This window comes from Streptomyces sp. NPDC058373 (genome assembly GCF_042723275.1).
Lineage (GTDB): Bacteria > Actinomycetota > Actinomycetes > Streptomycetales > Streptomycetaceae > Streptomyces.
The window spans coordinates 37847-61157 of record NZ_JBHXJE010000012.1; the positions used below are offsets into that span (position 1 = coordinate 37847).

The following is a 23311-nucleotide window of genomic DNA, read 5'->3' on the forward strand; positions in this document are numbered from 1 at the left end:
GGGCCGCCCCCCCCCCCCCCGCCCCGACCTCCGGCGGGGGGGGGGGGTCGCGCGCCCCCCCCTGCCCCCCCCCCCCCCCGGGCTCACAGCCGGTCCGGACCGGGGAAGCGCTGCCCCGATCCGCGGTCTCCCTAGAGGTCGAAGTACAGCTCGAACTCGTGCGGGTGCGGGCGCAGCTGGATGGGGGCGATCTCCTGGGTGCGCTTGTAGTCGATCCAGGTCTCGATCAGGTCGGGGGTGAAGACGCCGCCGGCCTGGAGGTACTCGTTGTCGGCCTCGAGGGCGTCGAGGACGGCCGGGAGGGAGGTCGGGACCTGGGGGACGCCCGCGTGCTCCTCGGGGGCCAGCTCGTAGAGGTCCTTGTCGATCGGCTCGGCGGGCTCGATCTTGTTCTTGACGCCGTCCAGGCCCGCGAGGAGGAGGGCCGAGAAGGCCAGGTACGGGTTGGAGGACGGGTCCGGGGCGCGGAACTCGACGCGCTTGGCCTTCGGGTTGGAGCCGGTGATCGGGATGCGCATCGCGGCGGAACGGTTCCGCTGCGAGTACACCAGGTTGACCGGGGCTTCGAAGCCGGGGACCAGGCGGTGGTAGGAGTTCACCGTCGGGTTGGTGAAGGCGAGCAGCGACGGGGCGTGCTTGAGGATGCCGCCGATGTAGTAGCGGGCGGTGTCCGAGAGGCCGGCGTAGCCCTGCTCGTCGTAGAAGAGGGGGGTGCCGCCGGTCCACAGGGACTGGTGGACGTGCATGCCCGAGCCGTTGTCGCCGAAGATCGGCTTGGGCATGAAGGTCGCGGTCTTGCCGTTGCGCCAGGCGACGTTCTTCACGATGTACTTGAAGAGCATCAGGTCGTCGGCGGCGGCGAGCAGCGTGTTGAACTTGTAGTTGATCTCGGCCTGGCCGGCGGTGCCCACCTCGTGGTGCTGGCGCTCGACCTCGAGGCCGGCCTGCTCCAGCTCCAGGGAGATCTCGGCGCGCAGGTCGGCGAAGTGGTCGACCGGCGGGGCCGGGAAGTAACCGCCCTTGTAGCGGACCTTGTAGCCGCGGTTCTCGGTCTCGGAGCCGGTGTTCCAGGCGCCGGCCTCGGAGTCGATGTGGTAGAAGCCCTGGTTCGCGGAGGTCTCGAAGCGCACCGAGTCGAAGACGTAGAACTCGGCCTCGGGGCCGAAGTACGCGGTGTCGGCGATGCCGGTGGAGGCGAGGTACGCCTCGGCCTTCTTCGCGATGTTGCGCGGGTCCCGGCTGTACTGCTCGCCGGTGATCGGGTCGTGGATGAAGAAGTTGATGTTCAGTGTCTTGTCGCGGCGGAAGGGGTCCACGCGCGCGGTCGACAGGTCCGGGCGGAGTGCCATGTCGGACTCGTGGATGGCCTGGAAGCCGCGGATCGACGATCCGTCGAAGGCCAGCTCCTCCTCCGCGTCGAACGCCTTCGCCGGGATCGTGAAGTGCTGCATCACACCCGGGAGGTCGCAGAAGCGGACGTCAACGAACTTGACGTCCTCGTCGGCGATGAACTTCTTCGCGTCGTCGGCGTTCTGGAACATCCAACTCCTCCTACTCCCGACCCGGGGAGGGGCGGGGTGGTAGCTCGGTCGTGCGGCCAGTGCGGTGGCACACGGTGGACCTGACCCTAGGGACAGGGGATTTCTCAAGCATGACCCACTTGTTTCGCCGACGTTAATCGGACGGACCCGCGCGAGCCGTGTGACCTGGGCCTCATCGGCTCCGTGCTCACCCGGTCGCCGCCCCGAGTGACCGGCCTCATGCCGTCTCGTACCGATCCCGGCGGCAGGCCGGGTACCCCGCCGCAGTACCGTGTTTCCGTGGACAACAGGCAAGCAATCGGATCGTGGCTCTCCGGCCCGCGCGCGGCCGCGGAGGAGATGGGCGCCGACTTCGGCCACCGCGGGGAGCGGCTCGGTCTTCCCGAGCACGGACCCGGTTCGGTGGCCCCGGTGGGGCGCCGGTTCGGGGCCCTCGCCATCGACTGGGCTCTCTGCATGCTCATCGCATACGGCCTGCTCTCCGGTGGTGACGCCCAGTCCACGGGGAACTGGGCCCTCGGCGTCCTGCTGGTGATGAACATCCTCACCGTCGGCACCGTCGGCTGCACCCCGGGCAAGCTTCTGCTGCGCCTGCGGGTGATCTCGGAGAGGGGCGGCCGCCTGGGCTTCGGCTGGGCGGTGGCCCGCAGCGTGCTCCTCTGCCTCGCCGTACCCGCCCTGGTCTGGGACCGCGACTCGCGCGGCCTCCACGACCGGCTGGGGCGCGCGGTGCAGATCCGGATCTGAGCGATCGCGGCGTATGACGGGGACCGTCGGGCGCCGGGGGCGCCCTGCGGCACGGGCCCCACAGGGGCGCAGGCGTGTTGCTCACCAGGCCGCCGAACAGGCGAGAGGGCGGTACCGGAACCCTGAGGTTCCGGTACCGCCCTCTCGCGTACGGGTCGGGGCGCGGTCAGCGCATCTTCGGGCCGCGCGGCATCCGGGCGCCCTTCGGCATGGGCCCCTTCGGGACCGGCATGTTGCTCATCAGGTCGCCGAGGGCGCGGAGCCGGTCGTTGGTCGCGGTGACCTGGGGGCCGGTGAGGACGCGCGGGAACTTGAGCATCGTGGTGCGGACCTTCTTCAGCGGGGTCTGGCCCTCGCCGGTGCCCACCACGATGTCGTGCACGGGCACGTCCACGACGATGCGGGCCATCTTCTTCTTCTCCGCCGCCAGCAGGCCCTTCACCCGGTTCGGGTTGCCCTCGGCGACGAGGACGATGCCCGCCTTGCCGACGGCGCGGTGCACGACGTCCTGGCTGCGGTTGACCGCCACCGCCGGAGTCGTGGTCCAGCCGCGCCCGATGTTGTCGAGGACCGCCGCCGCCGCTCCGGGCTGGCCTTCCATCTGGCTGAACGCGGCCTTCTCGGCACGGCGGCCGAAGATGATCGCCATCGCGAGGAAGGCGAGCACGAAGCCGAGGATGCCGAGGTAGACCGGGTGGCCGACGAGGAAACCGATCGCAAGGAAGACACCGAAGGTGACGATCCCCACAGCGGCGATGACCAGGCCGATCTTCGGATCGACACGCTTTGCCATCTTGTACGTCTGGGCGATCTGCTTGATCCGCCCCGGGTTCGCAGAACTCGCTGCGTTGTCCTTGCTCGCCATGTAACGAAGTTTACGTGTCCCTGATGCGTCGGCGTCGTGCGGGCGGGGTATCAGCCGCCGCCCGTCCCTCCCGGGGGCGCCCGCGGGTGCCGGAACGGTTCAGTGCGTCCGGTTTCAGGAGGTCTGCGAACCGGGGGCGGCGGCCGCCTCCAGGACCGCCTGGGCCTCCACCCGGTCCTGGGCGCGGCGGCGGTCCTCCAGGACCGAGGTCCACGCGTTGCGGCGGGCGGTGCGCTGGCCGGAGCGCATCAGCACCGACTCGACGGCGCGCAGCGCGCCGGTGACCGAGGGCCACGCGGCAGGACGGGTGGTGGTGGTCCGGAGCCGGGTGACGGGCGCGGCCTGCATCTGAAGATCCCCTCGGAGAGCGGCGAAGTGGCGCGGTGACGGGAACGCGGCGCCCGTGCCCGTCGGTCGAGGGGAGGTCCGCCCCGGACCTGGAGCACGGCGTACGTACAGCGTCACCGACTGGTGTTACCAGGGCGTGACCTGCGGGTCAAACACCCATGAAACCCTCGCCGCGCCGGCCCCGCACCCCGGGACGGCCGAAGCGGCCCCCGCACGCCCGCGAACTGCGGGATCGTACGGAGGCCGCCGGATGACAGGTACGTGGGCCGGGGCCGGGTGTGCGGGGATTCACAGCCCCGGGCCCGGCCGCCGGGCCGTGCCCGCCGAGGCGCGGTCAGAGCGCGCGGGCCGCCGGAGCGGTCTCGGCGGTGGCGCCGGAGCGGCGGTCCATCGCCTGCTGGAAGAGGCGCCCGGCGCGGTACGAGGAGCGGACCAGCGGGCCCGACATGACGCCGGAGTAGCCCATCTCCTCGGCCTCCTCCTTCAGCTCCACGAACTCGTGCGGCTTCACCCAGCGCTCCACCGGGTGGTGGCGCACGGAGGGGCGCAGGTACTGCGTGATGGTGATGAGCTCGCAGCCCGCGTCGTACAGCCGCTGGAGGGCCTCGCTGACCTCGGCGCGCTCCTCGCCCATGCCCAGGATCAGGTTGGACTTGGTGATCAGCCCTGCCTCGCGGGCGCGGGTGATGACCTCGAGCGAGCGCTCGAAGCGGAAGCCGGGGCGGATGCGCTTGAAGATGCGCGGCACCGTCTCGACGTTGTGCGCCAGCACCTCGGGGCGCGAGGAGAAGACCTCGGCGAGCTGCTCGGGGTCGGCGTTGAAGTCGGGGATGAGCAGCTCGACCTTGGTGTGGCCGCCCTCGCGCTCGGCGGTCATCGCGTGGATCTGGCGGACCGTCTCGGCGTAGAGCCAGGCTCCGCCGTCCTCCAGGTCGTCGCGGGCGACGCCGGTGATGGTGGCGTAGTTCAGGTCCATCGTGACGACGGACTCGCCGACGCGGCGGGGCTCGTCGCGGTCGAGCGCCTGCGGCTTGCCGGTGTCGATCTGGCAGAAGTCGCAGCGCCGGGTGCACTGGTCGCCGCCGATGAGGAACGTGGCCTCACGGTCCTCCCAGCACTCGTAGATGTTGGGGCAGCCGGCCTCCTGGCAGACCGTGTGCAGGCCCTCGCTCTTGACCAGCTTCTGGAGCTCGTTGTACTCGGGACCCATTTTGGCGCGGGTCTTGATCCACTCGGGCTTGCGCTCGATGGGGGTCTGGCTGTTGCGGACCTCCAGGCGCAGCATCTTGCGTCCGTCGGGTGCGACTGCGGACACACCGGCTCCCTGTTGGTTTGCGTGGCTCGCGTCACGGGGTGCGACGTCGATTCTTCGGCGTACATCAGGGTACGCCCCGCGAAGTGCGGGGTGCCTACCCCGGTCCGCCTCCGGGATGGGGGCGGCTCCCCCCGTTCGGCCCAGTCGGAGAAGGGGCCGCCAAGGCCCTTGTTCAGGCCGTGGCGGGCTCGGAGGCGGGCGGCGCGGCAGGTTCCGCCTCGGGCTGCCGGGGGAGCGGCACGGCCTCGCCCAGCACCTCGGCGAGGTGCCGCTCGACGACCGGGAGCACCTCGGCGATGGTGACCTCGCGGCCCAGCTCCTGGGCGAGCGAGGCGACGCCCGCGTCCCGGATGCCGCACGGCACGATCCGGTCGAACCAGGTGTTGTCCGGGTTCACGTTGAGCGAGAAGCCGTGCATGGTGACGCCCTTGGCGACGCGGATGCCGATCGCGGCGAGCTTGCGGTCCTCGTGGCGCTGGCCCGCGTTGGAGGGGGCGTACTCGGGGCCGGCCAGGCGCGGGTCGAACTCGTCGTCGCCGCCGAGGCGGGGGTCGAGGTCGAGCGAGAGGCCGCCGAGGGCCGCGCGCTCCTCCACCGGGGCGCCGAGGACCCAGACGCCGCTGCGGCCCTCGACCCGGGTGGTCGCCAGGCCCAGCTCGGCGCAGGCGCGGATCAGGGCCTCCTCCAGGCGCCGGACATGGGCGACCACGTCGACCGGGCGGGGCAGCTTGAGGATCGGGTAGCCGATCAGCTGGCCCGGGCCGTGCCAGGTGATCTTGCCGCCGCGGTCCACGTCGATGACGGGCGTGCCGTCCAGAGGCCGCTCGCTCTCCTCGGTGCGCCGCCCCGCCGTGTACACCGGCGGGTGCTCCAGGAGCAGGCAGGTGTCCGGGATGTCGTCGGCGAACCGGGCGGCGTGCACCCGGCGCTGCTCGTCCCACGCCTGCTGGTACTCGACCGCGTCCGCACCGAATCCCAGCCGGACGAACTGCACGTCACCCACGGCTCGCACCTCCTCGTTCGCGCGCACACCGCGCATCTGGGCCACTGTACGACCCGCCGCCGGAAGTCAGGCGTCCGCCCGATACTCACACGATCGGATGAATGTGTGGCGCAGCTCACTGCGCGGGCCGCGCGGGCCGTTACATTCACGCCGTTCCATGAGGGCTGCTTCACGGGCCCGGAAGGCAGGAGACCGCACCGCAGATGACGGAACGACCCCCTCAGCGCACCCCCAACCGCCAGCTCGCCGCACTCATCGCGGAGGCCGGGTTCTCCCATGCCGGGCTGGCCCGCCGCGTCGACCAGCTCGGTCTCGAACACGGACTCGACCTCAGATACGACAAGACCTCGGTGACCCGGTGGCTGCGCGGCCAGCAGCCCAGGGGAACCACCCCGGCCCTGATCGCCGAGGTCTTCACCCGGCGGCTGGGGCGGCGGCTGACCGCCCAGGACCTCGGCCTCGACGCGTGCGCGCCGGTCTACGCCGGGCTGGAGTTCGCGGCCACCCCGGAGGAGGCCGTCGACATCGTCAGCGGTCTGTGGCGCAAGGACTCCGGCAGCCACACCGAACTGCGGAAGATCGCCTTCACCCCGGCCGGGCTGGTCGTCCCCAGCCGCGACTGGCTGATCGGCCGGGCCGACGACCGGGTCGGGCGCGGCGACCCCACCCCCGTCCCGGCCACCGTGCGCATCCCCGCGCAGGGGCGCCCCGTCCAGGCCGGCGCCCGGGCGGTCACCGTCGCCCCGCGCACCCGGCACCAGACCGAGCGCGGCCCCGGCCAGCGCGTGTCGGCGGGCGACGTCGCCGCGCTCCGCTCGGTCGCCGACCTCTTCCGCTCCCTCGACCACGCCTACGGCGGCGGCCACGCCCGGCAGGCCCTCGTCCGCTACCTGGAGCACGAGGCCGAGCCGATGCTGCGCGGCCGGTACGGCGAGGCGACCGGCCGGCGCCTCTTCGCCGCCGCCGCCGACCTGACCCGGCTGGCCGGCTGGACCTCGTACGACATCGGGGCGCACGGCCTGGCCCAGCGGTACTTCGTGCAGGCGCTCAGGCTCTCGCAGGCGGCGGCCGACCGGGCGTACGGGAGTTACGTGCTGGTCACCATGAGCCGGCAGGCGGTCTACCTGCACCACGGGCGGGAGGCGGTGCAGCTCGCCCGGGTCGCCCAGCAGGGCGTCGGGACGACGGCGCCGCCGGTGGTGCAGGCGCTGCTGCACGCGGTCGAGGCGCGCGGGCACGGGGTGCTGGGGGAGGGCCGGGCCTGCCAGGCGTCGCTGGGGCGGGCCGAGCGGGCGCTGGAGTCGGCGCGGCCGGGGGACGACGTGCCGCACTGGGCGCAGTTCTTCGACGAGGCGCAGCTCGCCGACGAGTTCGCGCACTGCTACCGCGATCTCCAGCAGTACCGGCACAGCGCCCAGCACGCGGAGCGCTCGCTCCAGCTCCGCCCGCACGGCTACGCCCGCAGCCGCCTCTTCTGCCGCGTCGTCCTCGCCTCCGCCCGGCTGGGCCTCGGCGAGCTGGACCAGGCTTGCGCGCTGGGCGCGGAGGCGGCCCAGCACGCCGCGGAGATGCGCTCGGCCCGCGCCGTCGAGTACGTCCGCGACTTCGAACGCCGCCTGGAGCCGTACCGGGACGCGGCGGCGGTCCGGGGGTACCGGGACCGGGTGGCGGCGTTGCACTGAGGCGGGGCAGGTGGGGGGAGCCGCCTCCCCCCACCGGGGCCGCCTCCGCCGAGGCCGGCCCCGGGCGCTTCACCGCGGCCGTCGCCGAGACGCCGGACGAGCATCGCGCCCGGTTCAGGGAGGTACACGCACACGTCCTCGCCACGGACGTGCGGACGCCGCGCCCGCGCCGCGCCGGCGTCCGTTCGGTACGGGCCCCGGGGGACGGTCAGAGCCCCATCCCCATCAGCACGTCGTCCACGTACTCCCCGCCCACGAAGACCTCGCCCGGCAGGACGCCTTCCACGCGGAAGCCCTCGGAGGCGTAGAGGGTGCGGGCGGGGGTGTTGTGGCCGAGGACGCGGAGGGTGAGGCGGCGGGCGCCCTGGCGGCGGGCGTCGGCGGCGCAGGCCCGCAGCAGGGCGCGGGCGACACCCTGGCCGCGGGCCTCCTCGCGGACGGCGAGCCCCTGGATCTGGCGGACGTGGGCGAAGGCGGGGAGCGGGACCGGGCACCGGAGAACGGCGTAGCCGAGGATCTCGGGGCCGCTCTGCGCGACCAGGTGGTCGCTCGGGTCCCGGTGGCCGTCGAAGAAGGGGGACGCGGGCGCCTCGGGCCGCTCGGTGACGGCGTGCAGCGGGGACCAGGTGGTGAAGTCGATCCCGGCGAGCGCCTCCCCGTCGGCGGGACGCGCGAGGCGTATGAGTGGCCGCATGGCCGCACTCTGCCATGTCGTCGGTGTGACGGGCGGGTCCGGTGGTCATGATGAGGCGTATGCGGATCGCGGTCGCCGGCTCGTCCGGCCTCATCGGAACAGCGCTCACCAGCTCCCTGCGGGCGGACGGTCACGAGGTGGTGCGGCTGGTGCGCCGCCCCGCCCGGGACGCGGGCGAGGTGCAGTGGGACCCGAAGGAGGGGCGGGTCGAGACGGCGGGCCTGGTCGGCTGCTCCGCCGTCGTCAACCTCGCGGGCGCCGGGATCGCCGACCACCGCTGGACCGACGCCTACAAGCGCGAGATCCGCGACAGCCGCGTCTACGGCACCGCCACCCTCGCCGAGGCCCTCGCCTCCCTGGACGCCCCGCCCGACGTCTTCGTCAACGCCAGCGCCATCGGCTTCTACGGCGACACCGGCGACCGGGCCGTCGACGAGACCGCCCCGCCCGGGTTCGGCTTCCTGCCGACCCTCTGCGTGGAGTGGGAAGAGGCGGCGGCCGCGGCCGAGGAGGCCGGGGTGCGCACCGTCTTCCCCCGCACCGGCCTCGTGGTGTCGGCCGAGGGCGGCGCCTGGGCCAAGCTCTTCCCCCTCTTCAAGGCCGGGCTCGGCGGGCGGGTCGGCAGCGGCCTGCAGTACTGGAGCTACATCTCGCTCCACGACCACGTGGCCGCCCTGCGCCACCTCATCGACACCGAGGAGCTCTCCGGCCCGGTCAACCTCACCGCGCCGCGCCCGCTGACCAACCGCGAGGTGACCACCGCGATGGGCCGGGTGCTGCGCCGCCCCACGCCGTTCCCCGTCCCCGCCGCCGCGCTCAAGGTGGTCCTCGGCGAACTTGCCGGGGACGTGCTGGCCAGCCAGCGGGTGGTGCCCACCCGGCTGCTGGAGTCGGGATTCGCCTTCGCCCACCCCGGCATCGACGCCACCCTGCGGGCCGCCCTCCGCTGACCCTCCCGTCTCACCAGGGGGCGCCCGCGGCACGCGGTGTGCGACCGGCGTACGACCGTGCCCGCCGTGTGCGCCTCTGCCCGGGGCCCCGGACCGCTTCTACGCTCGAACCTCGCACTCGGGTATTCCCAAGGCGCGTCGGGGGCATGAGCCTCCCACGGATCGCCCAATCTCGGGGAGGGCACGTGAGTGAGCCCGGACAGGAAGCGGACGTCGTGATCGTGGGCGCGGGGGTCGCGGGACTCGCCGCCGCCCATGCGCTGACCAGCGCCGGAGTCGGTGTCACGGTGCTGGAGGCCGCCACACGGGTGGGCGGCAGGATGGCCACGGAGGCGATGGACGGCTACCGGCTGGACCGGTTCGGGCAGCCGCTGCTCACCACCTGGCCCGAGGAGGCGGCCACGCTCCTCGACGGCCTGCCGATGCGGAGCTTCGCCCCCGGCGTACTCGTCCACAGCCAGGGGCAGCGGACCCGCACCGGCGAGCCCGGGAGTGCGAGGGGCGCACTCAGTGCCGCGCGCGCCCGCGCCGACGCCCAAAGGCGGGTGCCCCGGCAGAGCGGCCCCGACCGGCGGCGCGTCTCCACCGCGGTCGACGGTGCGCTGCTCGGCTCCGCCCTCGCCCGCCTCGCCGCCACCTCCGACGAACGCCTCGCCGCCCGGCCCGAGCGCACCGCCGCCGAGGCGCTCGCCCTGCGCGGCCTCTCCGCCCGTACCGTCGACGGCTTCGTCCGCCCCCTGCTCACCGCCCTCCTCGGCGACCCCGGCCTCACCACCTCCAGCCGCGTCGCCGACCTCGCCCTGCGCGGCTACGCCCGCGGCCGCCTCGGCGTCCCCGCGGGCGGCGCCGCCGCGCTGCCCCAGTACCTCGCCGACGCCCTGCCCGCGGGCACCGTCCGTACCGGTGTGCACGTCACCGCCGCCTCCATCGACTCCGTCACCACCAAGGAGCACGGCACCTTCGGCTGCCGCGCCCTGCTGCTGGCCACCGGCGCCCGCGCCGCCGCCGAGCTGCTGCCCGGGCTGCGGGTGCCCCGCTTCCACTCGGTGACCGTGCTCCACCACACCGCGCCCGAGCCGCCGCCCACCGGCAGCGCCCTGGTGCTGGACGCCGACCGGAGCGGGCCCGTCGCCTGGTCCGCCGCGCTCAGCGAGGTCGACCCGACGCGTGCCCCGCGCGGGCGCGCGCTGATCTCCTCGACGGTGCTCGACGCGCCCCCGGACGGCCTCGACGCCGAGGTCCGGGCCCAGCTCGCCCGCATGTACGGCACCTCCACCACCGGCTGGGAGCTGCTCGCCGCCCACCACGACGCCGAGGCGGTCCCGGCGATGACCCCGCCGCACGACGCCCGTCGGCCCGTGCGGGTGCTGGACGGGCTGTACGTCTGCGGCGACCACCGCGACACCAGCTCGGTGCACGGCGCCCTCACCTCGGCCCACCGCGCGGCCCGGGAGATCCTCACCGACTTCGGTCTCCTGCCGCCCGCCCCCGGCGCCGACGTCACCCATGCGGCCGCCTGAGCCGCCACTCCGGTACGCCCCGCCGTTTGCGGCCCGGCCCCGGGCGTAGAACGCTGTAAGCCGGGCCGCTTGGCCCAGGAGGCCGAAGCCGGGGAGTGCCGAGGTGGCGAGGACCGCCGTGTGGAGCCGCCGGGGAGACGAACCCCGGTGGCTGAGCGGAGCGCCCGCGCCCTCCTGGCTGCGGTGGCTGCCGGTGGGGCTGCTCGTCCTCATCCCGCTGCTGCAACTGCTGGTGGACCGGCCCGTCGACCTCGGCTTCCTCCTCGGCGCCATCCCGCCGCTGGCCACCCTCGCCTACGGCCCGCTCGCCACCGCCGGCTTCTCCGCCGCCGTGCTGGTGCTGCTCAACATCTCCGCCATCAACCTGGACCGGCCCGGCCAGGGCGACATCATCGCCGTCACCTTCGTGGCGGTCCTCAGCGTCGCCATCTCCTGGATGCGCCAACGCCGCGCCGCCCAGCTCACCACCATCCGCACCGTCGCCGAGGCCGCCCAGCTCGCCGTGCTGCCCCCGCTGCCGCCCCGCGTCGACGGGGTCCGCTGCGCGGGCCTGTACCGCCCGGCCCAGCGCGGCACCCTGGTCGGCGGCGACCTCTTCGACGTACGGCGCGGCCCCTACGGCGTCCGCGCCCTCGTCGGTGATGTGCAGGGCCACGGCATCGCCGCCGTCGGCACCGTCACCTCGATCCTCGGCGCCTTCCGTGAGGCCGTCCTCGACGAGGAGGAGCTCTCCGGGGTGGCGGCCCGGCTCGACCGCCGGCTGGTGGTGGACGCCGCCGACGCCGCGGCCGGGGCCCTCACCGTCGCCCGGGTCCCCGAGGGCGACCCCGACAGCGTCCTCGGCGAGCCGCCCGAGGGGCAGCGCTCCGACCCGACCTCCGGCGAACTCTTCGCCACCGCGCTGCTGCTGGAGTTCCGCCCCGGCTCCGGCGAGGTCGGCGTGGTCTCCTGCGGCCACCCCGCGCCGGTCCTGCTGCGCGGCACCACCGCCCACGAGATCGAGGTGCAGCCCGCGCCGCCGCTCGGCCTCGGTATCGCCGGAGCCGACCCGCCCGTCGAACGCGCTCTCCCGCTCCGGCCGGGCGACCGCGTCCTCGCCGTCACCGACGGCGTCACCGAGGCCCGCAACGACGCCGACGTCTTCTACCCGCTGGTCGACCGGGCTGCCCAGCTCGCCGCCGACGACCCCGGGGAGCTGATCGCCGCCATCTGGCGCGACCTCGTCGGCTACGCCCGCACCATCGACGACGACGTCGCCCTGCTGGTCTTCGCCCCCGACCCCGAGGGCGAGGAGCCCGACACGGGCACCGTCACCGGCGAGGTGCTGGAGATCCGGGAGGGCGTCGCCAAGGAGGCCCGCGGCGAGAGCTGACACCCACCGGGCCGCCGGGTACGGGTACGGGAGCCCGTACCGCCCCTCACGCCGTGAAGCGGTCCCACAGCCGGGGGAAGCGGGCCGCCAGCGCGTCGTCGTCCTCCAGGTCGATCGGCGTGCCCGACGGGTCGACCGGCGCCGGGGCGATCCCCAGGTCCGGCGTCTGCGCGCCGGTGAGCTGCTCGTACGCCTCGTCGGCCGCGTACCCCAGCTCCTCGCCGTCCCCGTCGATCTCGTCGTCGAAGGGACCCAGCAGGTCCGCCAGGACGTCCGGTTCGTGCAGCGCGCCCTCGAAGACCTCCCGGCCCTGCCCGATCAGCCAGCACCGGAAGTAGTCGAAGGCGTCGTCGCTCGCGCCGTCCAGCAGCACCCACGCCGCACCCCAGAGCTCCCAGGTGTAGGACCGGTTGTAGCGGGCCTCGAAGTGCCGCGCGAAGTCCAGGACGGCCTCCGGGTCCGCGCCGAGCAGCCGTTCCACCAGCAGCTCCGCGTGGGCCTGCGGATCGCCGCCGGCGCGCTCCCGCGTCGTGTCGATGATCTCCCAGAACTCCGTCTCGTCCATCACGGCTCCAGCATCGTCCCTGGAGCCGCGCGCCGCACGTCCGGACGGCGTCGTTCCCCCGGGCGTGGTGAACAGGGGCGCGACGCACCGCCGTACGGGCGAAAACCCGACGGAGGGTGTCGCCTTTGCGTGCCAGGGTCGGACCCATGAACCCCACCGCATCCGTACCCGCCGCCTCGCCGACGGCCCTCGCCGGACGCGTCGCCCTCGTCGCCGGAGCCACCCGGGGCGCGGGCCGCGCCTTCGCCGTGGAACTCGGCTCCGCCGGGGCCACCGTCTACGTCACCGGGCGCACCACACGCGACAAGGTCTCCGAGGTCGGCCGCGCCACCGAGACCATCGAGGGGACCGCCGCCCTGGTCACCGAGGCCGGCGGCGAGGGCATCGCCGTCCCCACCGACCACCTCGACCCCGAGCAGGTCCGCCGCCTCGCCGCACGCGTCGAAGAGGGCCACGGACGGCTCGACGTCCTCGTCGACAACACCTGGGGCGGCGAACACCTCATCCCCTTCGGCCGCGCCCTGTGGGACACCCCGCTCGACGAGGGGCTGCGGATGCTCGACCTAGGCGTCCGCTCCCACCTCATCACCGCCTCCCTGCTGCTGCCGCTGCTCATCCGCCACCCCGGCGGCCTGCACGTCGAGGTCACCGACGGCAGCGCCGAGACCAATCGCCGCTTCCGCGAGAACGTCTTCTTCGACCTGGCCAAGTACGCCCCCATCCGGATCGCCCTCGGCCTCGCCCGCGACCTGGAGCCGCACGGCTCCACCGCCGTCTGCGTCACCCCCGGCTTCCTCCGCTCCGAGCAGATGCTCGACGGCTTCGGGGTCCGCGAGGAGAACTGGCGCGACGCCCTCGCCCAGGAGCCGCACTTCGCCGTCGCCGAGTCGCCCGCCTACGTCGCCCGGGGCGTCGTCGCCCTCGCCGCCGACCCCGACCGCGCCCGCTGGAACGGCTCCTCCGTGACCAGCGGCACCCTCGCCCGGGAGTACGGCTTCACCGACACCGACGGCACCTCGCCCGACGGCTGGCGCTACTTCGAGGAGGTCGTCTTCGGCGGCAAGGAGGCCGGCCCCGAGAGCTACCGCTGAGCCACGGGGCTGTCCGGCCACGCGGGCCCGCCCCGCTCAGCCGTACAGCCCCGCCATCCGCCCCGCCGCCCCCCGCAGCCGCTCCCGCAGCTCCGGCGGGGCCACCACCTCCGCCTCCGGGCCGAGCCCCAGCACCTGGTCGTACGCCACCTCCAGCGACTCCACGGGCAGCACCACGTCCTCCACCCAGCCCCCGCCGCCGTCCGCCTCCCACCCGGCCGCCGCCAGCGCCTCCCGGGCCGCCTCCGGGTCGGTCGCCCGCGGCAGCAGCCGGGCCCCCGCCGGGCTCAGCCGCAGCCTGATCTCCGTGCGCAGCAGCGAGCGGGCGAACTCCGCCGCCCGCTCCCGCCAGAACTCCGCCAGGTCGAAACCGGTGTCCCGCTCGAACCGCGTGCCCAGATCCCGTACCTCGGTGAACCGGTCCACCCGGTAGACCCGCGCCTGCCCGCTCCGGGCGGCCCGCGCGCACAGGTACCAGACGCCCGCCTTCAGGACCAGGCCGTACGGCTCCAGCTCGCGGCGCACCTCGCGGTCGGAGCGCCGGTACGCCGCGGCCACCCGCCGGTCGTCCCAGACCGCCTCCGCCAGCGGCGCCAGCAGCTCGGGCGCCTCGGGCCGGGTGTACCAGGCGGGCGCGTCCAGATGAAACCGCCCGCCGACCGCCCGCGACGCCTCCCGCACCGGCGGGGCCAGCGCCGCCGACACCTTCAGCCGCGCCGCCGACGCCGCCTCACCGAGCCCCATCTCCCGCAGCGCCCCCGGCACCCCCGACAGGAACAGCGCCTGCGCCTCCTCGGGAGCCAGCCCGGTCAGCCCCGTCCGGTACCCGCCGACCAGCGCGTACCCGCCCGCACGGCCCCGCTCCGCGTAGACCGGGACGCCCGCCTGCGAGAGCGCCTCCGCGTCCCGGGCGACCGTACGCTCGCTCACCTCCAGCTCCCCGGCCAGCTCGGCGGCGGTCATCCGGGGGCGGGACTGGAGCAGCAGGACCATACGGATCAGGCGGGCGGCACGCATCAGCCCATCATGGCCGCCTCGCGCTCACCGCCGGCCGCCGGGCGTCCCCCGCCGGGGCCCACGTCCTCCCGGGCCAGCGCGATCACCGCGAACATCGCCCCCTGCGGGTCGGCGAGGACGCTGAAGCGGCCCGGCTCGATGGTGGTCGGCGGCAGCAGCACGTTGGCACCGAGCCGCGCCCCGCGCGCGGCCGCCGCGTCGCAGTCGCGGACCGAGACGTAGACCAGCCACCGCGGCCGCATCCCCGCCGGGAACGCCTCCGTGACCGGCGTCATGCCGCCGAACGGCTGACCACCGAGACTCCACTCGGTGTACGGGAACCCCGCGCCCGGGGCGGCCCGCCGGGCCTGCCAGCCGAAGACCTCGCCGTAGAAGCCCCGCGCCCCGTCCGGGTCGGTGGTGGTCAGGCCGAACCAGGCGGCCGAACCCGGCGCGTTCACCGTGTCGAAACCCCGGTGCCCGTCCGGCTTCCACAGCCCGAAGACCGCGCCCGAGCTGTCCGCGCAGAGCGTCGCGCGGCACACACCGGGCACCTCGACCGGCTCGCCCAGCACCTGGCCGCGGGCGAGGGCGACCCGCTCGGCCGGGGTCTCCTCGGGGCCGTCCGCCGCGGCGCCCGGCTCGGCCTCGGCCTCCTCGACCAGGAAGTACGGCTGCCAGACGGGCGAGCGGCGCCCACCCCGGCGTGGCCCCAGCCCACCGACGGTCCGGCCCTCGCTGAGGAAGGCGTGGTAGCCGTCGAGGCCGGGTACCTCGCCCAGCTCCCAGCCGAAGAGGCTTCCGTAGAAGCGGGCGGCGGCCCGGGGGTCCGCCGCGGAGAGGTCGGCCCAGCAGGGGGCCGACGGGACGTTCCAGGTCTTCATGGTGGTGAACCCCTCAGGTGGGCGGCCTTCCCCGCCGGGGCCTGACGGCCGGTGCGGCCGGTCGCGCGCCTGGATCAGGCGGCGTCCGGACCGGCCGAGGTGCCCGACGTGCGGTCCGGGTGCCGTGGCGTCTTCCGGTTCATTCACGCACGCGCCGCGCCGACCGGCAAAAGGATCTAGGGGACACCCCGGGTACGCCGAAGGGCGGCACCCCGGGTCCTCCCGGGATGCCGCCCTCACCGTTCACGCAGGTCAGAGACCGTACCGCTCGCGGGCCTCCTTGACCGAGCGGGCCGGGACATCGCCGCGGCGGGCCAGCTGGGCCAGCGCGGCCACCACGACCGACTCGGCGTCGACGCCGAAGTGGCGGCGGGCACCCTCACGGGTGTCGGAGAGGCCGAAGCCGTCCGCGCCCAGCGAAGACCAGTCCTGCTCGACCCACTGCGCGATCTGGTCGGGGACCTGGCGCATGTAGTCGGTGACCGCGAGGACCGGGCCCTCCGCGTCGGCCAGCACCTGGCGGAGGTACGGCTCACGCTGCTCGCCGCGGAGCAGCGCCTCGTCGGCCGCCAGGGCGTCGCGGCGCAGCTCCGTGAAGGAGGTCGCGGACCAGACGTCGGCGGCCACGCCCCACTCCTCGGCCAGCATCTTCTGCGCCTGGAGCGTCCAGTGGATGGCGGTGCCGGAGCCGAGCAGCTGGATGCGCGGGGCGTTGGCCGCGGCCACCTGCACCCCGGCCGACTCGGCCGTGTTGAAGCGGTACAGGCCGCGCAGGATGCCCTCGTCGACACCGGCGGGCTTGGCCGGCTGCGGCATCGGCTCGTTGTAGACCGTCAGGTAGTAGAAGACGTTGCGGTCCTCCTCGGGGGTGGCCTCGCCGTACATGCGGCGCAGCCCCTCCTTGACGATCGCGGCGACCTCGTAGGCGAAGGCCGGGTCGTAGGTGAGCGCGGCCGGGTTGGTGGCGGCGATCACCGGCGAGTGGCCGTCGGCGTGCTGGAGGCCCTCACCGGTCAGGGTGGTGCGCCCGGCGGTCGCGCCGACGAGGAAGCCGCGGCCGAGCTGGTCGGCGAGCTGCCACATCTGGTCGGCGGTCCGCTGCCAGCCGAACATCGAGTAGAAGATGTAGAAGGGGATCATCGGCTCGCCGTGCGTGGCGTACGCCGAGGCGGCGGCGATGAAGTCCGCCATCGAACCGGCCTCGGTGATGCCCTCGTTGAGGATCTGGCCGTTGACCGCTTCCTTGTAGTACATGAGCTGGTCGCGGTCGACCGGCTCGTACGTCTGGCCCTTCGGCGAGTAGATGCCGAGGGACGGGAAGAGCGACTCCATGCCGAAGGTGCGCGCCTCGTCGGGGACGATCGGCACCCAGCGCTTGCCGCTCTCCTTGTCGCGGACCAGGTCCTTGACGAGGCGGACGAAGGCCATGGTGGTGGCGACCGCCTGCGAGCCGGAGCCCTTGTCGAAGGCGGCGAACGCCTTGTCGGCCGGGGCGGGCAGCGGCGCGAGCGGCTGCGTGCGGCGGGCCGGGGCCGGGCCGCCGAGGGCCGCGCGGCGCTCGGTGAGGTAGCGGACCTCGGGGGAGTCGGCGCCCGGGTGGCCGTACGGCACCTGGCCGTCGGCGAAGGCGCTGTCCGGGATCGGCAGCTCCAGCAGGTCCCGCATGTCCTTGAACTCGTCCACCGTCAGCTTCTTCATCTGGTGGTTGGCGTTCTTGGACTCGAAGCCCTTGCCGAGGGTGAAGCCCTTGACGGTCTGGGCGAGGATCACCGTCGGCGCGCCCTTGTGGGCGAGGGCCGCGCGGTACGCCGCGTAGACCTTGCGGGGCTCGTGGCCGCCGCGCGAGCGGTGGAAACACTCGCTGATCTTGTCGTCGCTGATCAGCTTGGCCAGCTCGACCAGGGCCGGCTCGGCGCCGAAGAAGTGGTCGCGGATGTAGGCCGCGTCCCGCGTCTGGTACGTCTGGAACTGCGCGTCCGGTACCTCGCGCAGGCGGCGTACGAGCGCGCCGGTGACGTCGAGCTGGAACAGCTCGTCCCAGGCGGAGCCCCACAGCGACTTCACGACGTTCCAGCCGGCGCCGCGGAACTGGGCCTCCAGCTCCTGCACGATCTTGAAGTTGGCGCGGACCGGGCCGTCGAGGCGCTGCAGGTTGCAGTTGATGACGAAGGTGAGGTTGTCCAGGCCCTCGCGGGAGGCGAGCGCCAGGGCCGCCGTCGACTCGGGCTCGTCCATCTCGCCGTCACCGAGGAACGCCCACACGTGGGAGTCGGAGACGTCCTTGATGCCGCGGCTGGTCAGGTAGCGGTTGAACCGCGCCTGGTAGATCGCGGAGAGCGGGCCGAGGCCCATGGAGACCGTCGGGAACTCCCAGAGCCACGGCAGGCGGCGCGGGTGCGGGTACGACGGGAGGCCGTTGCCCCCGGACTCGCGGCGGAAGTTGTCGAGCTGGGTCTCGTCGATCCGGCCGTCGAGGAAGGCGCGGGCGTAGATGCCGGGGGAGGCGTGGCCCTGGATGTAGAGCTGGTCGCCGGAGCCGTCCGCCTCCTTGCCGCGGAAGAAGTGGTTGAAGCCCGTCTCGTAGAGCCAGGCGGCCGAGGCGAAGGTGGCGATGTGGCCGCCGACGCCGTACTTCGAGCCGCGGGTGACCATCGCGGCCGCGTTCCACCGGTTCCAGGCGGCGATGCGGCGCTCCATCGCCTCGTCCGTGCCGGGAGCGAACTCCGGCTCGGCCGAGGTGGGGATGGTGTTGACGTAGTCGGTCTCCAGGAGCTTGGGCAGCGAGACGCCCGCGCCCTCGGCGCCCTCCAGGGTGCGCCGCATCAGGTAGGCGGCGCGGTGCGGTCCGGCGGCGTCGGTGACCGCCTTCAGGGAGTCCAGCCATTCGCTGGTCTCCTGCGGGTCGCGGTCCGGGAGCTGGTCGAGCTCGCTCGGCTGGAGGGTGCGGGGGTCGGTCATGTCGCCGCCTTCCGGAGTCGAAGGGCGCTCCCGCGGGGGCAGGAGGGTCCCTTGTCGGTAAGGGGTTGGGTGGGGGTGCCCAAGGTCTTTGGCAGGACAGGGCAGGCGGATCCCGGTAGGGATCCGAGGGAACTGTAATCCGCTGATCGATGATCGATCAAAGGGTTGAAGGGAAAAACTTCTCAGAACCAAGAAATTGGCATCGAGTGCCCATGTTCAAGGCACGCCGTGCCTTGTTTTCGCAGGTGAGAGCGGGAGCGAGAAGGAGAAGGGGGCGCACGGTGCCAGCAGAGCGCCGCTCCGGCGCGGGACGAACGCACACCAGTGCACGGCACGCGAAACGGCCCCGCCAAGACGGGGGCGCCACAGGGCACTTCGCTGCGGCTGCGGCTCGACCTCCAGGCCGCCCTCCACTCCGACTGGCCCGCGGCCTGAGCCAAAGGGGCGCGTCGTTGTCGAGACACCCGTCGCGCACAGGGAGCGAAGCGGACGAGCACGTCGGGTGTCTCGACAACGACATGCGGCGCCCCGGCGGCGAAGGCCGCCCAAAAGAAGGGAGCCCCCGCCTTAAGCGCGGGGCGCGCAGCCCAGGACGTGGGACTTCACCAAGTGCCCGATGTCCGGGTCCTGCGCGCGGAACGCGTCGACGAGCGCCTGGTGCTCCTCGGCGTACGACTGCTGGCGGGTGCCCAGCCAGCGGATGGAGAGGGCGGTGAAGACCTCGATGCCCAGCCCCTCCCAGGTGTGCAGCAGCACGCTGTTCCCGGCCGCCCGCACCAGCTCCCGGTGGAAGGCGACGGTGTGCCGCACCTGGCTCTCCCCGTCGGCCAGCCGGTCCGCCTCGTACAGCGCCGCCACGGAGGGCTCCAGCAGCGAGACGTCCGCCGCCAGCCGGGGCGCCGCCAGCTCCGCCGCGATCTGCTCCAGGCCGGCCCGTACCGGGTAGATCTCCTCCAGGTCGGCGGCGGTCAGGTCGCGGACGCGCACGCCCTTGTTGGGCGCGGACTCGATGAGCCGCAGCGTCTCCAGCTCCCGCAGCGCCTCCCGTACCGGCGTCTGGCTGACCTCCAGCTCGGCCGCGATCCGGCGTTCCACGATGCGCTCGCCGGGCTTCCAGCGGCCACTGACGATCCCGTCGACGATGTGCTCGCGGATCTGCTCGCGCAAGCTGTGGACGACGGGTGCGGTCATGGGGGGACTCCTTCGGCAGGGTGTGCCGTCCCCGGGGGACGGTGTCGCGCACGAGTCCCCTCGCGGACACGGCCCCAAGGGGCGTTGACCCTATGACAATACGGCGGCGCCCCCGCCCGGAAGACTCCGGACGGGGGCGTACGCGCAGGTGAGACGAGCCTTACACCCGTTGTCCACCTGGTGGGACCGCGGGGGCCCCAGAGGGTCACAGACCCAGGTCGACCTCGAACTCGCCGGCCTCCAGGATCGCCTTGACCGAGGTCAGGTAGCGGGCGGCGTCCGCGCCGTCCACCAGACGGTGGTCGTAGGAGAGCGACAGGTACGTCATGTTGCGCACCGCGATCGTCTCGCCCAGCTCCGGGTGGTCGATGACCACGGGGCGCTTGACGGTGGCACCGATGCCCAGGATGGCGGCCTGGTTCGGCGGCACGATGACCGTGTCGAACAGGGCACCGCGCGAGCCGGTGTTGCTGATCGTGAAGGTGGCGCCGGACATGTCGTCCGGGGTCAGGCCACCGGAGCGGGCCTTGCCGGCCAGCTCGGCGGTCTTCTTCGCGATACCGGCGATGTTCAGGTCGCCCGCACCCTTGATGACCGGCGTCATCAGACCCTTCTCGGCGTCCACGGCGATGCCGATGTTCTCCGAGTCGAAGTACGTGATGGTGCCTTCGTCGTCGTTGATCCGGGCGTTGACGACCGGGTGGGCCTTCAGCGCCTGGGCGGCGGCCTTGACGAAGAACGGCATCGGGGACAGCTTGACGCCCTCACGGGCGGCGAAGGTCTCCTTGGCCTGGGCGCGCAGCTTCATCAGGCGGGTGATGTCGACCTCGACCACCGTGGTGAGCTGGGCCTGCGAGTGCAGCGCCTTCATCATGTTGTCGCCGATGACCTTGCGCATGCGGGTCATCTTGACCGTCTGGCCGCGCAGCGGGGACGTCTCCAGCTTCGGCGCCTTGGCGGCGGCCGGAGCGGCCGGGGCGGCCGGGGCGGCCGGGGCGGCCGGAGCGGGAGCCTTGGCGGCCTCGGCGGCGGCGACGACGTCCTGCTTGCGGATGCGGCCACCGACGCCGGTGCCCTTGACCGAGGCCAGGTCGACGTTGTTCTCCGCGGCCAGCTTGCGGACCAGGGGCGTCACGTACGCGCCCTCGCCACCGGAGGCCGGGGCGGGAGCGGGCGCGGCGGGCTGGGCCGGAGCCGGGGCGGGCTTCGCCGGAGCGGGAGCCGGGGCCTCGGCGGCCGGGGCGGGCTTCTCGGTCTCGGCCGGCGCCTCGGTGGGCGCGGCCGGGGCTGCGGGCTGGGCCGGCGCCGGGGTCTCGGCCGGGGCGGGAGCCTCGGCCGGCTTCTCCTCGGTCTTCTCGGCGGCCGGGGCGGAGGCACCGGGCGCGCCGATGACGGCGAGCTTGGCGCCGACCTCGGCGGTCTCGTCCTCTCCGACGGTGATCTCCAGGAGGACACCGGCGACGGGGGCGGGGATCTCGGTGTCGACCTTGTCGGTCGAGACCTCCAGCAGCGGCTCGTCGACGTCGACGGAGTCGCCGACCTCCTTGAGCCAGCGGGTGACGGTGCCCTCGGTGACGGACTCGCCGAGCGCCGGCAGGGTCACGTCGGTGCCCTCGGCCGAGCCGCCGCCCTGGGCGGACTCGGCGGTCGGGGCGGGGGCGGGGGCCTCGGCCTCGGTGGAGGGCGCGGCGGCGGCCGGCTCCTGCGGCTCGGGGGCCGGGGCCTCCTGCTGGGCCGGAGCGGGCTCCTGGCCGGCCTCGGTGTCGCCGGAGCCGTCGTCGATGACGGCCAGCTCGGCGCCGACCTCGACCGTCTCGTCCTCGGCGACCTTGATGGAGGAGAGGACACCGGCGGAGGGCGAGGGGATCTCGGTGTCGACCTTGTCGGTCGACACCTCCAGCAGCGGCTCGTCGACCTCGACGCGCTCGCCCTCGGCCTTGAGCCAGCGGGTGACAGTGCCCTCGGTGACGCTCTCGCCGAGCGCCGGAAGGGTTACGGAAACCGCCATGGTTTCAGGTGCTCCTTACGAATGTGCGGAAGTCTGTGGTCGTCTCGCGCCCGGACGCGATCAGTCGTGCGAGTGCAGCGGCTTGCCCGCGAGGGCCAGGTGCGCTTCGCCGAGCGCCTCGTTCTGCGTCGGGTGGGCGTGGATGAGCTGGGCGACCTCGGCGGGGAGCGCCTCCCAGTTGTAGATCAGCTGAGCCTCGCCGACCTGCTCGCCCATGCGGTCGCCGACCATGTGGACGCCGACCACGGCACCGTCCTTGACCTGGACGAGCTTGATCTCGCCCGCGGTCTTCAGGATCTTGCTCTTGCCGTTGCCCGCCAGGTTGTACTTGAGGGCGACGACCTTGTCCGCGCCGTAGATCTCCTTGGCCTTGGCCTCGGTGATGCCCACGGAGGCGACCTCGGGGTGGCAGTACGTCACCCGCGGCACGCCGTCGTAGTCGATCGGCACGGGCCGCTCGCCCGCGAGGCGCTCCGCCACCAGGATGCCCTCGGCGAAGCCGACGTGCGCGAGCTGGAGGGTGGGGACCAGGTCACCGACGGCCGAGATGGTCTCGACGTTGGTGCGCATGTACTCGTCGACCAGGACGTAGCCGCGGTCCATGGCGACGCCGGCCTCCTCGTACCCCAGGCCCTGCGAGACCGGGCCGCGGCCGATGGCGACCAGCAGGACCTCCGCCTCGAAGGCCTTGCCGTCGGCGAGGGTGACCCGCACGCCGTCCTGGGTGTACTCGGCCTTGTCGAAGAAGGTGCCGAGGTTGAACTTGATGCCGCGCTTGCGGAACGCCCGCTCCAGCAGCTTCGAGCTGTTCTCGTCCTCGGCGGGGACCAGGTGCTTGAGCCCCTCGATCACGGTGACCTCGGTGCCGAACGACTTCCACGCCGAGGCGAACTCGACGCCGATGACGCCGCCGCCCAGGATGATCGCCGACTTCGGCACGCGGTTCAGCTTCAGCGCGTGGTCCGAGGAGATGATGCGGTCGCCGTCGATGTCCAGGCCCGGCACCGACTTCGGGACGGAGCCCGTCGCGAGCAGCACGTGGCGGCCCTCGACCCGGCGGCCGTCCACGTCGACGGAGGTCGGCGAGGAGAGCCGGCCCTCGCCCTCGATGTAGGTGACCTTCCGCGAGGCGATGAGTCCCTGGAGGCCCTTGTAAAGGCCCGAGATCACGTCGTCCTTGTACGTGTGGACGGCCTCGATGTCGATGCCCTCGAAGGTGGCCTTCACGCCGAACTGCGCCGACTCGCGGGTCTGGTCGGCGACCTCGCCGGCGTGCAGCAGGGCCTTCGTGGGGATGCAGCCGTTGTGCAGGCAGGTGCCGCCGACCTTGCCCTTCTCGATCAGGGCGACGTCAAGACCCAGCTGGGAGGCGCGCAGAGCCGCGGCGTAACCGCCGCTACCGCCGCCGAGGATCACTAGGTCGAAAACGGTGCTGGCGTCGTTCGCCACGTCACGTCCTCCATGCATATGCGCCGTGTGCCGGTCCCCGTGCCCGGGGTGTGAACCGGCGGCCCGGCTCGTGTTCGGCCGCTTGTCTGACGGCCCTGTGGTGGGGCCCTGTCCTGCCGAGAACCCATCTTC

The 23311-nt window shown here is 73.4% G+C and carries 19 protein-coding genes; 6 read left to right on the top strand and 13 right to left on the bottom strand.

Annotated features, from left to right (window positions below; all coding sequences use genetic code 11):
• Nucleotides 1-131: 131 nt before the first annotated feature.
• On the bottom strand, nucleotides 132-1541 hold the full coding sequence (glnA, locus tag ACFWMZ_RS10430) for a type I glutamate--ammonia ligase (RefSeq protein WP_383183878.1): 1410 nt from the start codon (nucleotides 1539-1541) through the stop codon (nucleotides 132-134).
• A gap of 279 nt (nucleotides 1542-1820) precedes the next feature.
• Between glnA and ACFWMZ_RS10435 the strand changes: the two genes are divergently transcribed.
• The gene (locus ACFWMZ_RS10435) at nucleotides 1821-2288 is read left to right on the top strand and encodes an RDD family protein (RefSeq protein WP_383183876.1); all 468 of its coding nucleotides are present in this window, start codon (nucleotides 1821-1823) and stop codon (nucleotides 2286-2288) included.
• A 166-nt stretch (nucleotides 2289-2454) separates the two neighbouring features.
• Here ACFWMZ_RS10435 and ACFWMZ_RS10440 read toward each other — a convergent pair whose 3' ends face one another.
• The 4 genes from ACFWMZ_RS10440 to lipB all read right to left on the bottom strand — a co-directional run bounded on the left by ACFWMZ_RS10440 (nucleotide 2455) and on the right by lipB (nucleotide 5819).
• A complete protein-coding gene (locus ACFWMZ_RS10440) occupies nucleotides 2455-3153 on the bottom strand; it encodes a DUF4191 domain-containing protein (protein WP_383183874.1) in 699 nt (232 codons plus the stop codon).
• Nucleotides 3154-3267: 114 nt separating this feature from the next.
• Nucleotides 3268-3501: a hypothetical protein gene (locus ACFWMZ_RS10445; RefSeq protein WP_383200755.1), complete on the bottom strand. Its 234-nt coding sequence runs from the start codon at nucleotides 3499-3501 to the stop codon at nucleotides 3268-3270.
• Nucleotides 3502-3835: 334 nt separating this feature from the next.
• Complete coding sequence (locus ACFWMZ_RS10450; RefSeq protein ID WP_383183870.1) at nucleotides 3836-4816, bottom strand: lipoyl synthase; 981 nt, start codon at nucleotides 4814-4816, stop codon at nucleotides 3836-3838.
• Nucleotides 4817-4988: 172 nt separating this feature from the next.
• Nucleotides 4989-5819, bottom strand: a complete 831-nt coding sequence (lipB, locus tag ACFWMZ_RS10455; RefSeq protein WP_383183884.1) for a lipoyl(octanoyl) transferase LipB — start codon at nucleotides 5817-5819, stop codon at nucleotides 4989-4991.
• Between the two features lie 203 nt (nucleotides 5820-6022).
• Here lipB and ACFWMZ_RS10460 point away from each other — a divergent pair, with 203 nt between their 5' ends.
• The gene (locus ACFWMZ_RS10460; RefSeq protein WP_383183868.1) at nucleotides 6023-7501 is read left to right on the top strand and encodes a regulator; all 1479 of its coding nucleotides are present in this window, start codon (nucleotides 6023-6025) and stop codon (nucleotides 7499-7501) included.
• 208 nt (nucleotides 7502-7709) lie between these two features.
• Here ACFWMZ_RS10460 and ACFWMZ_RS10465 read toward each other — a convergent pair whose 3' ends face one another.
• Entirely contained in the window at nucleotides 7710-8195 is a 486-nt protein-coding gene (locus tag ACFWMZ_RS10465; protein ID WP_383183866.1) for a GNAT family N-acetyltransferase, read from the bottom strand.
• Nucleotides 8196-8254: 59 nt separating this feature from the next.
• Between ACFWMZ_RS10465 and ACFWMZ_RS10470 the strand changes: the two genes are divergently transcribed.
• From ACFWMZ_RS10470 to ACFWMZ_RS10480, 3 genes are all read left to right on the top strand, one after another.
• Complete coding sequence (locus ACFWMZ_RS10470; RefSeq protein WP_383200759.1) at nucleotides 8255-9145, top strand: TIGR01777 family oxidoreductase; 891 nt, start codon at nucleotides 8255-8257, stop codon at nucleotides 9143-9145.
• Nucleotides 9146-9330: 185 nt separating this feature from the next.
• Nucleotides 9331-10665 carry an NAD(P)/FAD-dependent oxidoreductase gene (locus ACFWMZ_RS10475; RefSeq protein ID WP_383200761.1) on the top strand — a complete coding sequence of 445 codons (1335 nt, stop codon included), beginning with the start codon at nucleotides 9331-9333 and terminating at the stop codon, nucleotides 10663-10665.
• 151 nt (nucleotides 10666-10816) lie between these two features.
• Complete coding sequence (locus ACFWMZ_RS10480) at nucleotides 10817-12037, top strand: PP2C family protein-serine/threonine phosphatase (RefSeq protein WP_383183882.1); 1221 nt, start codon at nucleotides 10817-10819, stop codon at nucleotides 12035-12037.
• Between the two features lie 46 nt (nucleotides 12038-12083).
• On the opposite strand, the gene ACFWMZ_RS10485 is transcribed toward ACFWMZ_RS10480, so the two are convergent.
• The gene (locus tag ACFWMZ_RS10485) at nucleotides 12084-12602 is read right to left on the bottom strand and encodes a DUF4240 domain-containing protein (RefSeq protein ID WP_383183880.1); all 519 of its coding nucleotides are present in this window, start codon (nucleotides 12600-12602) and stop codon (nucleotides 12084-12086) included.
• Nucleotides 12603-12748: 146 nt separating this feature from the next.
• Between ACFWMZ_RS10485 and ACFWMZ_RS10490 the strand changes: the two genes are divergently transcribed.
• Entirely contained in the window at nucleotides 12749-13693 is a 945-nt protein-coding gene (locus tag ACFWMZ_RS10490; protein WP_383183860.1) for an SDR family oxidoreductase, read from the top strand.
• Nucleotides 13694-13729: 36 nt separating this feature from the next.
• Here ACFWMZ_RS10490 and ACFWMZ_RS10495 read toward each other — a convergent pair whose 3' ends face one another.
• The 6 genes from ACFWMZ_RS10495 to lpdA form a co-directional block, all read right to left on the bottom strand.
• The gene (locus tag ACFWMZ_RS10495) at nucleotides 13730-14710 is read right to left on the bottom strand and encodes a helix-turn-helix transcriptional regulator (protein ID WP_383183858.1); all 981 of its coding nucleotides are present in this window, start codon (nucleotides 14708-14710) and stop codon (nucleotides 13730-13732) included.
• Nucleotides 14710-15573: a VOC family protein gene (locus ACFWMZ_RS10500; RefSeq protein WP_383183857.1), complete on the bottom strand. Its 864-nt coding sequence runs from the start codon at nucleotides 15571-15573 to the stop codon at nucleotides 14710-14712. The genes ACFWMZ_RS10495 and ACFWMZ_RS10500 overlap by 1 nt, the downstream gene beginning before the upstream one ends.
• Before the next feature lie 252 nt (nucleotides 15574-15825).
• Nucleotides 15826-18531 (bottom strand): pyruvate dehydrogenase (acetyl-transferring), homodimeric type, encoded by a 2706-nt coding sequence (gene aceE / locus ACFWMZ_RS10505; protein WP_383183855.1) that lies wholly within the window; start codon nucleotides 18529-18531, stop codon nucleotides 15826-15828.
• Between the two features lie 567 nt (nucleotides 18532-19098).
• Nucleotides 19099-19722, bottom strand: a complete 624-nt coding sequence (locus tag ACFWMZ_RS10510) for a GntR family transcriptional regulator (RefSeq protein WP_383177840.1) — start codon at nucleotides 19720-19722, stop codon at nucleotides 19099-19101.
• Nucleotides 19723-19927: 205 nt separating this feature from the next.
• Nucleotides 19928-21730, bottom strand: coding sequence for a 2-oxoglutarate dehydrogenase, E2 component, dihydrolipoamide succinyltransferase (sucB, locus tag ACFWMZ_RS10515; RefSeq protein WP_383177843.1), 1803 nt, complete (start codon nucleotides 21728-21730; stop codon nucleotides 19928-19930).
• Between the two features lie 60 nt (nucleotides 21731-21790).
• Nucleotides 21791-23179 carry a dihydrolipoyl dehydrogenase gene (gene lpdA, locus ACFWMZ_RS10520; RefSeq protein WP_383177846.1) on the bottom strand — a complete coding sequence of 463 codons (1389 nt, stop codon included), beginning with the start codon at nucleotides 23177-23179 and terminating at the stop codon, nucleotides 21791-21793.
• Nucleotides 23180-23311: the final 132 nt, after the last annotated feature.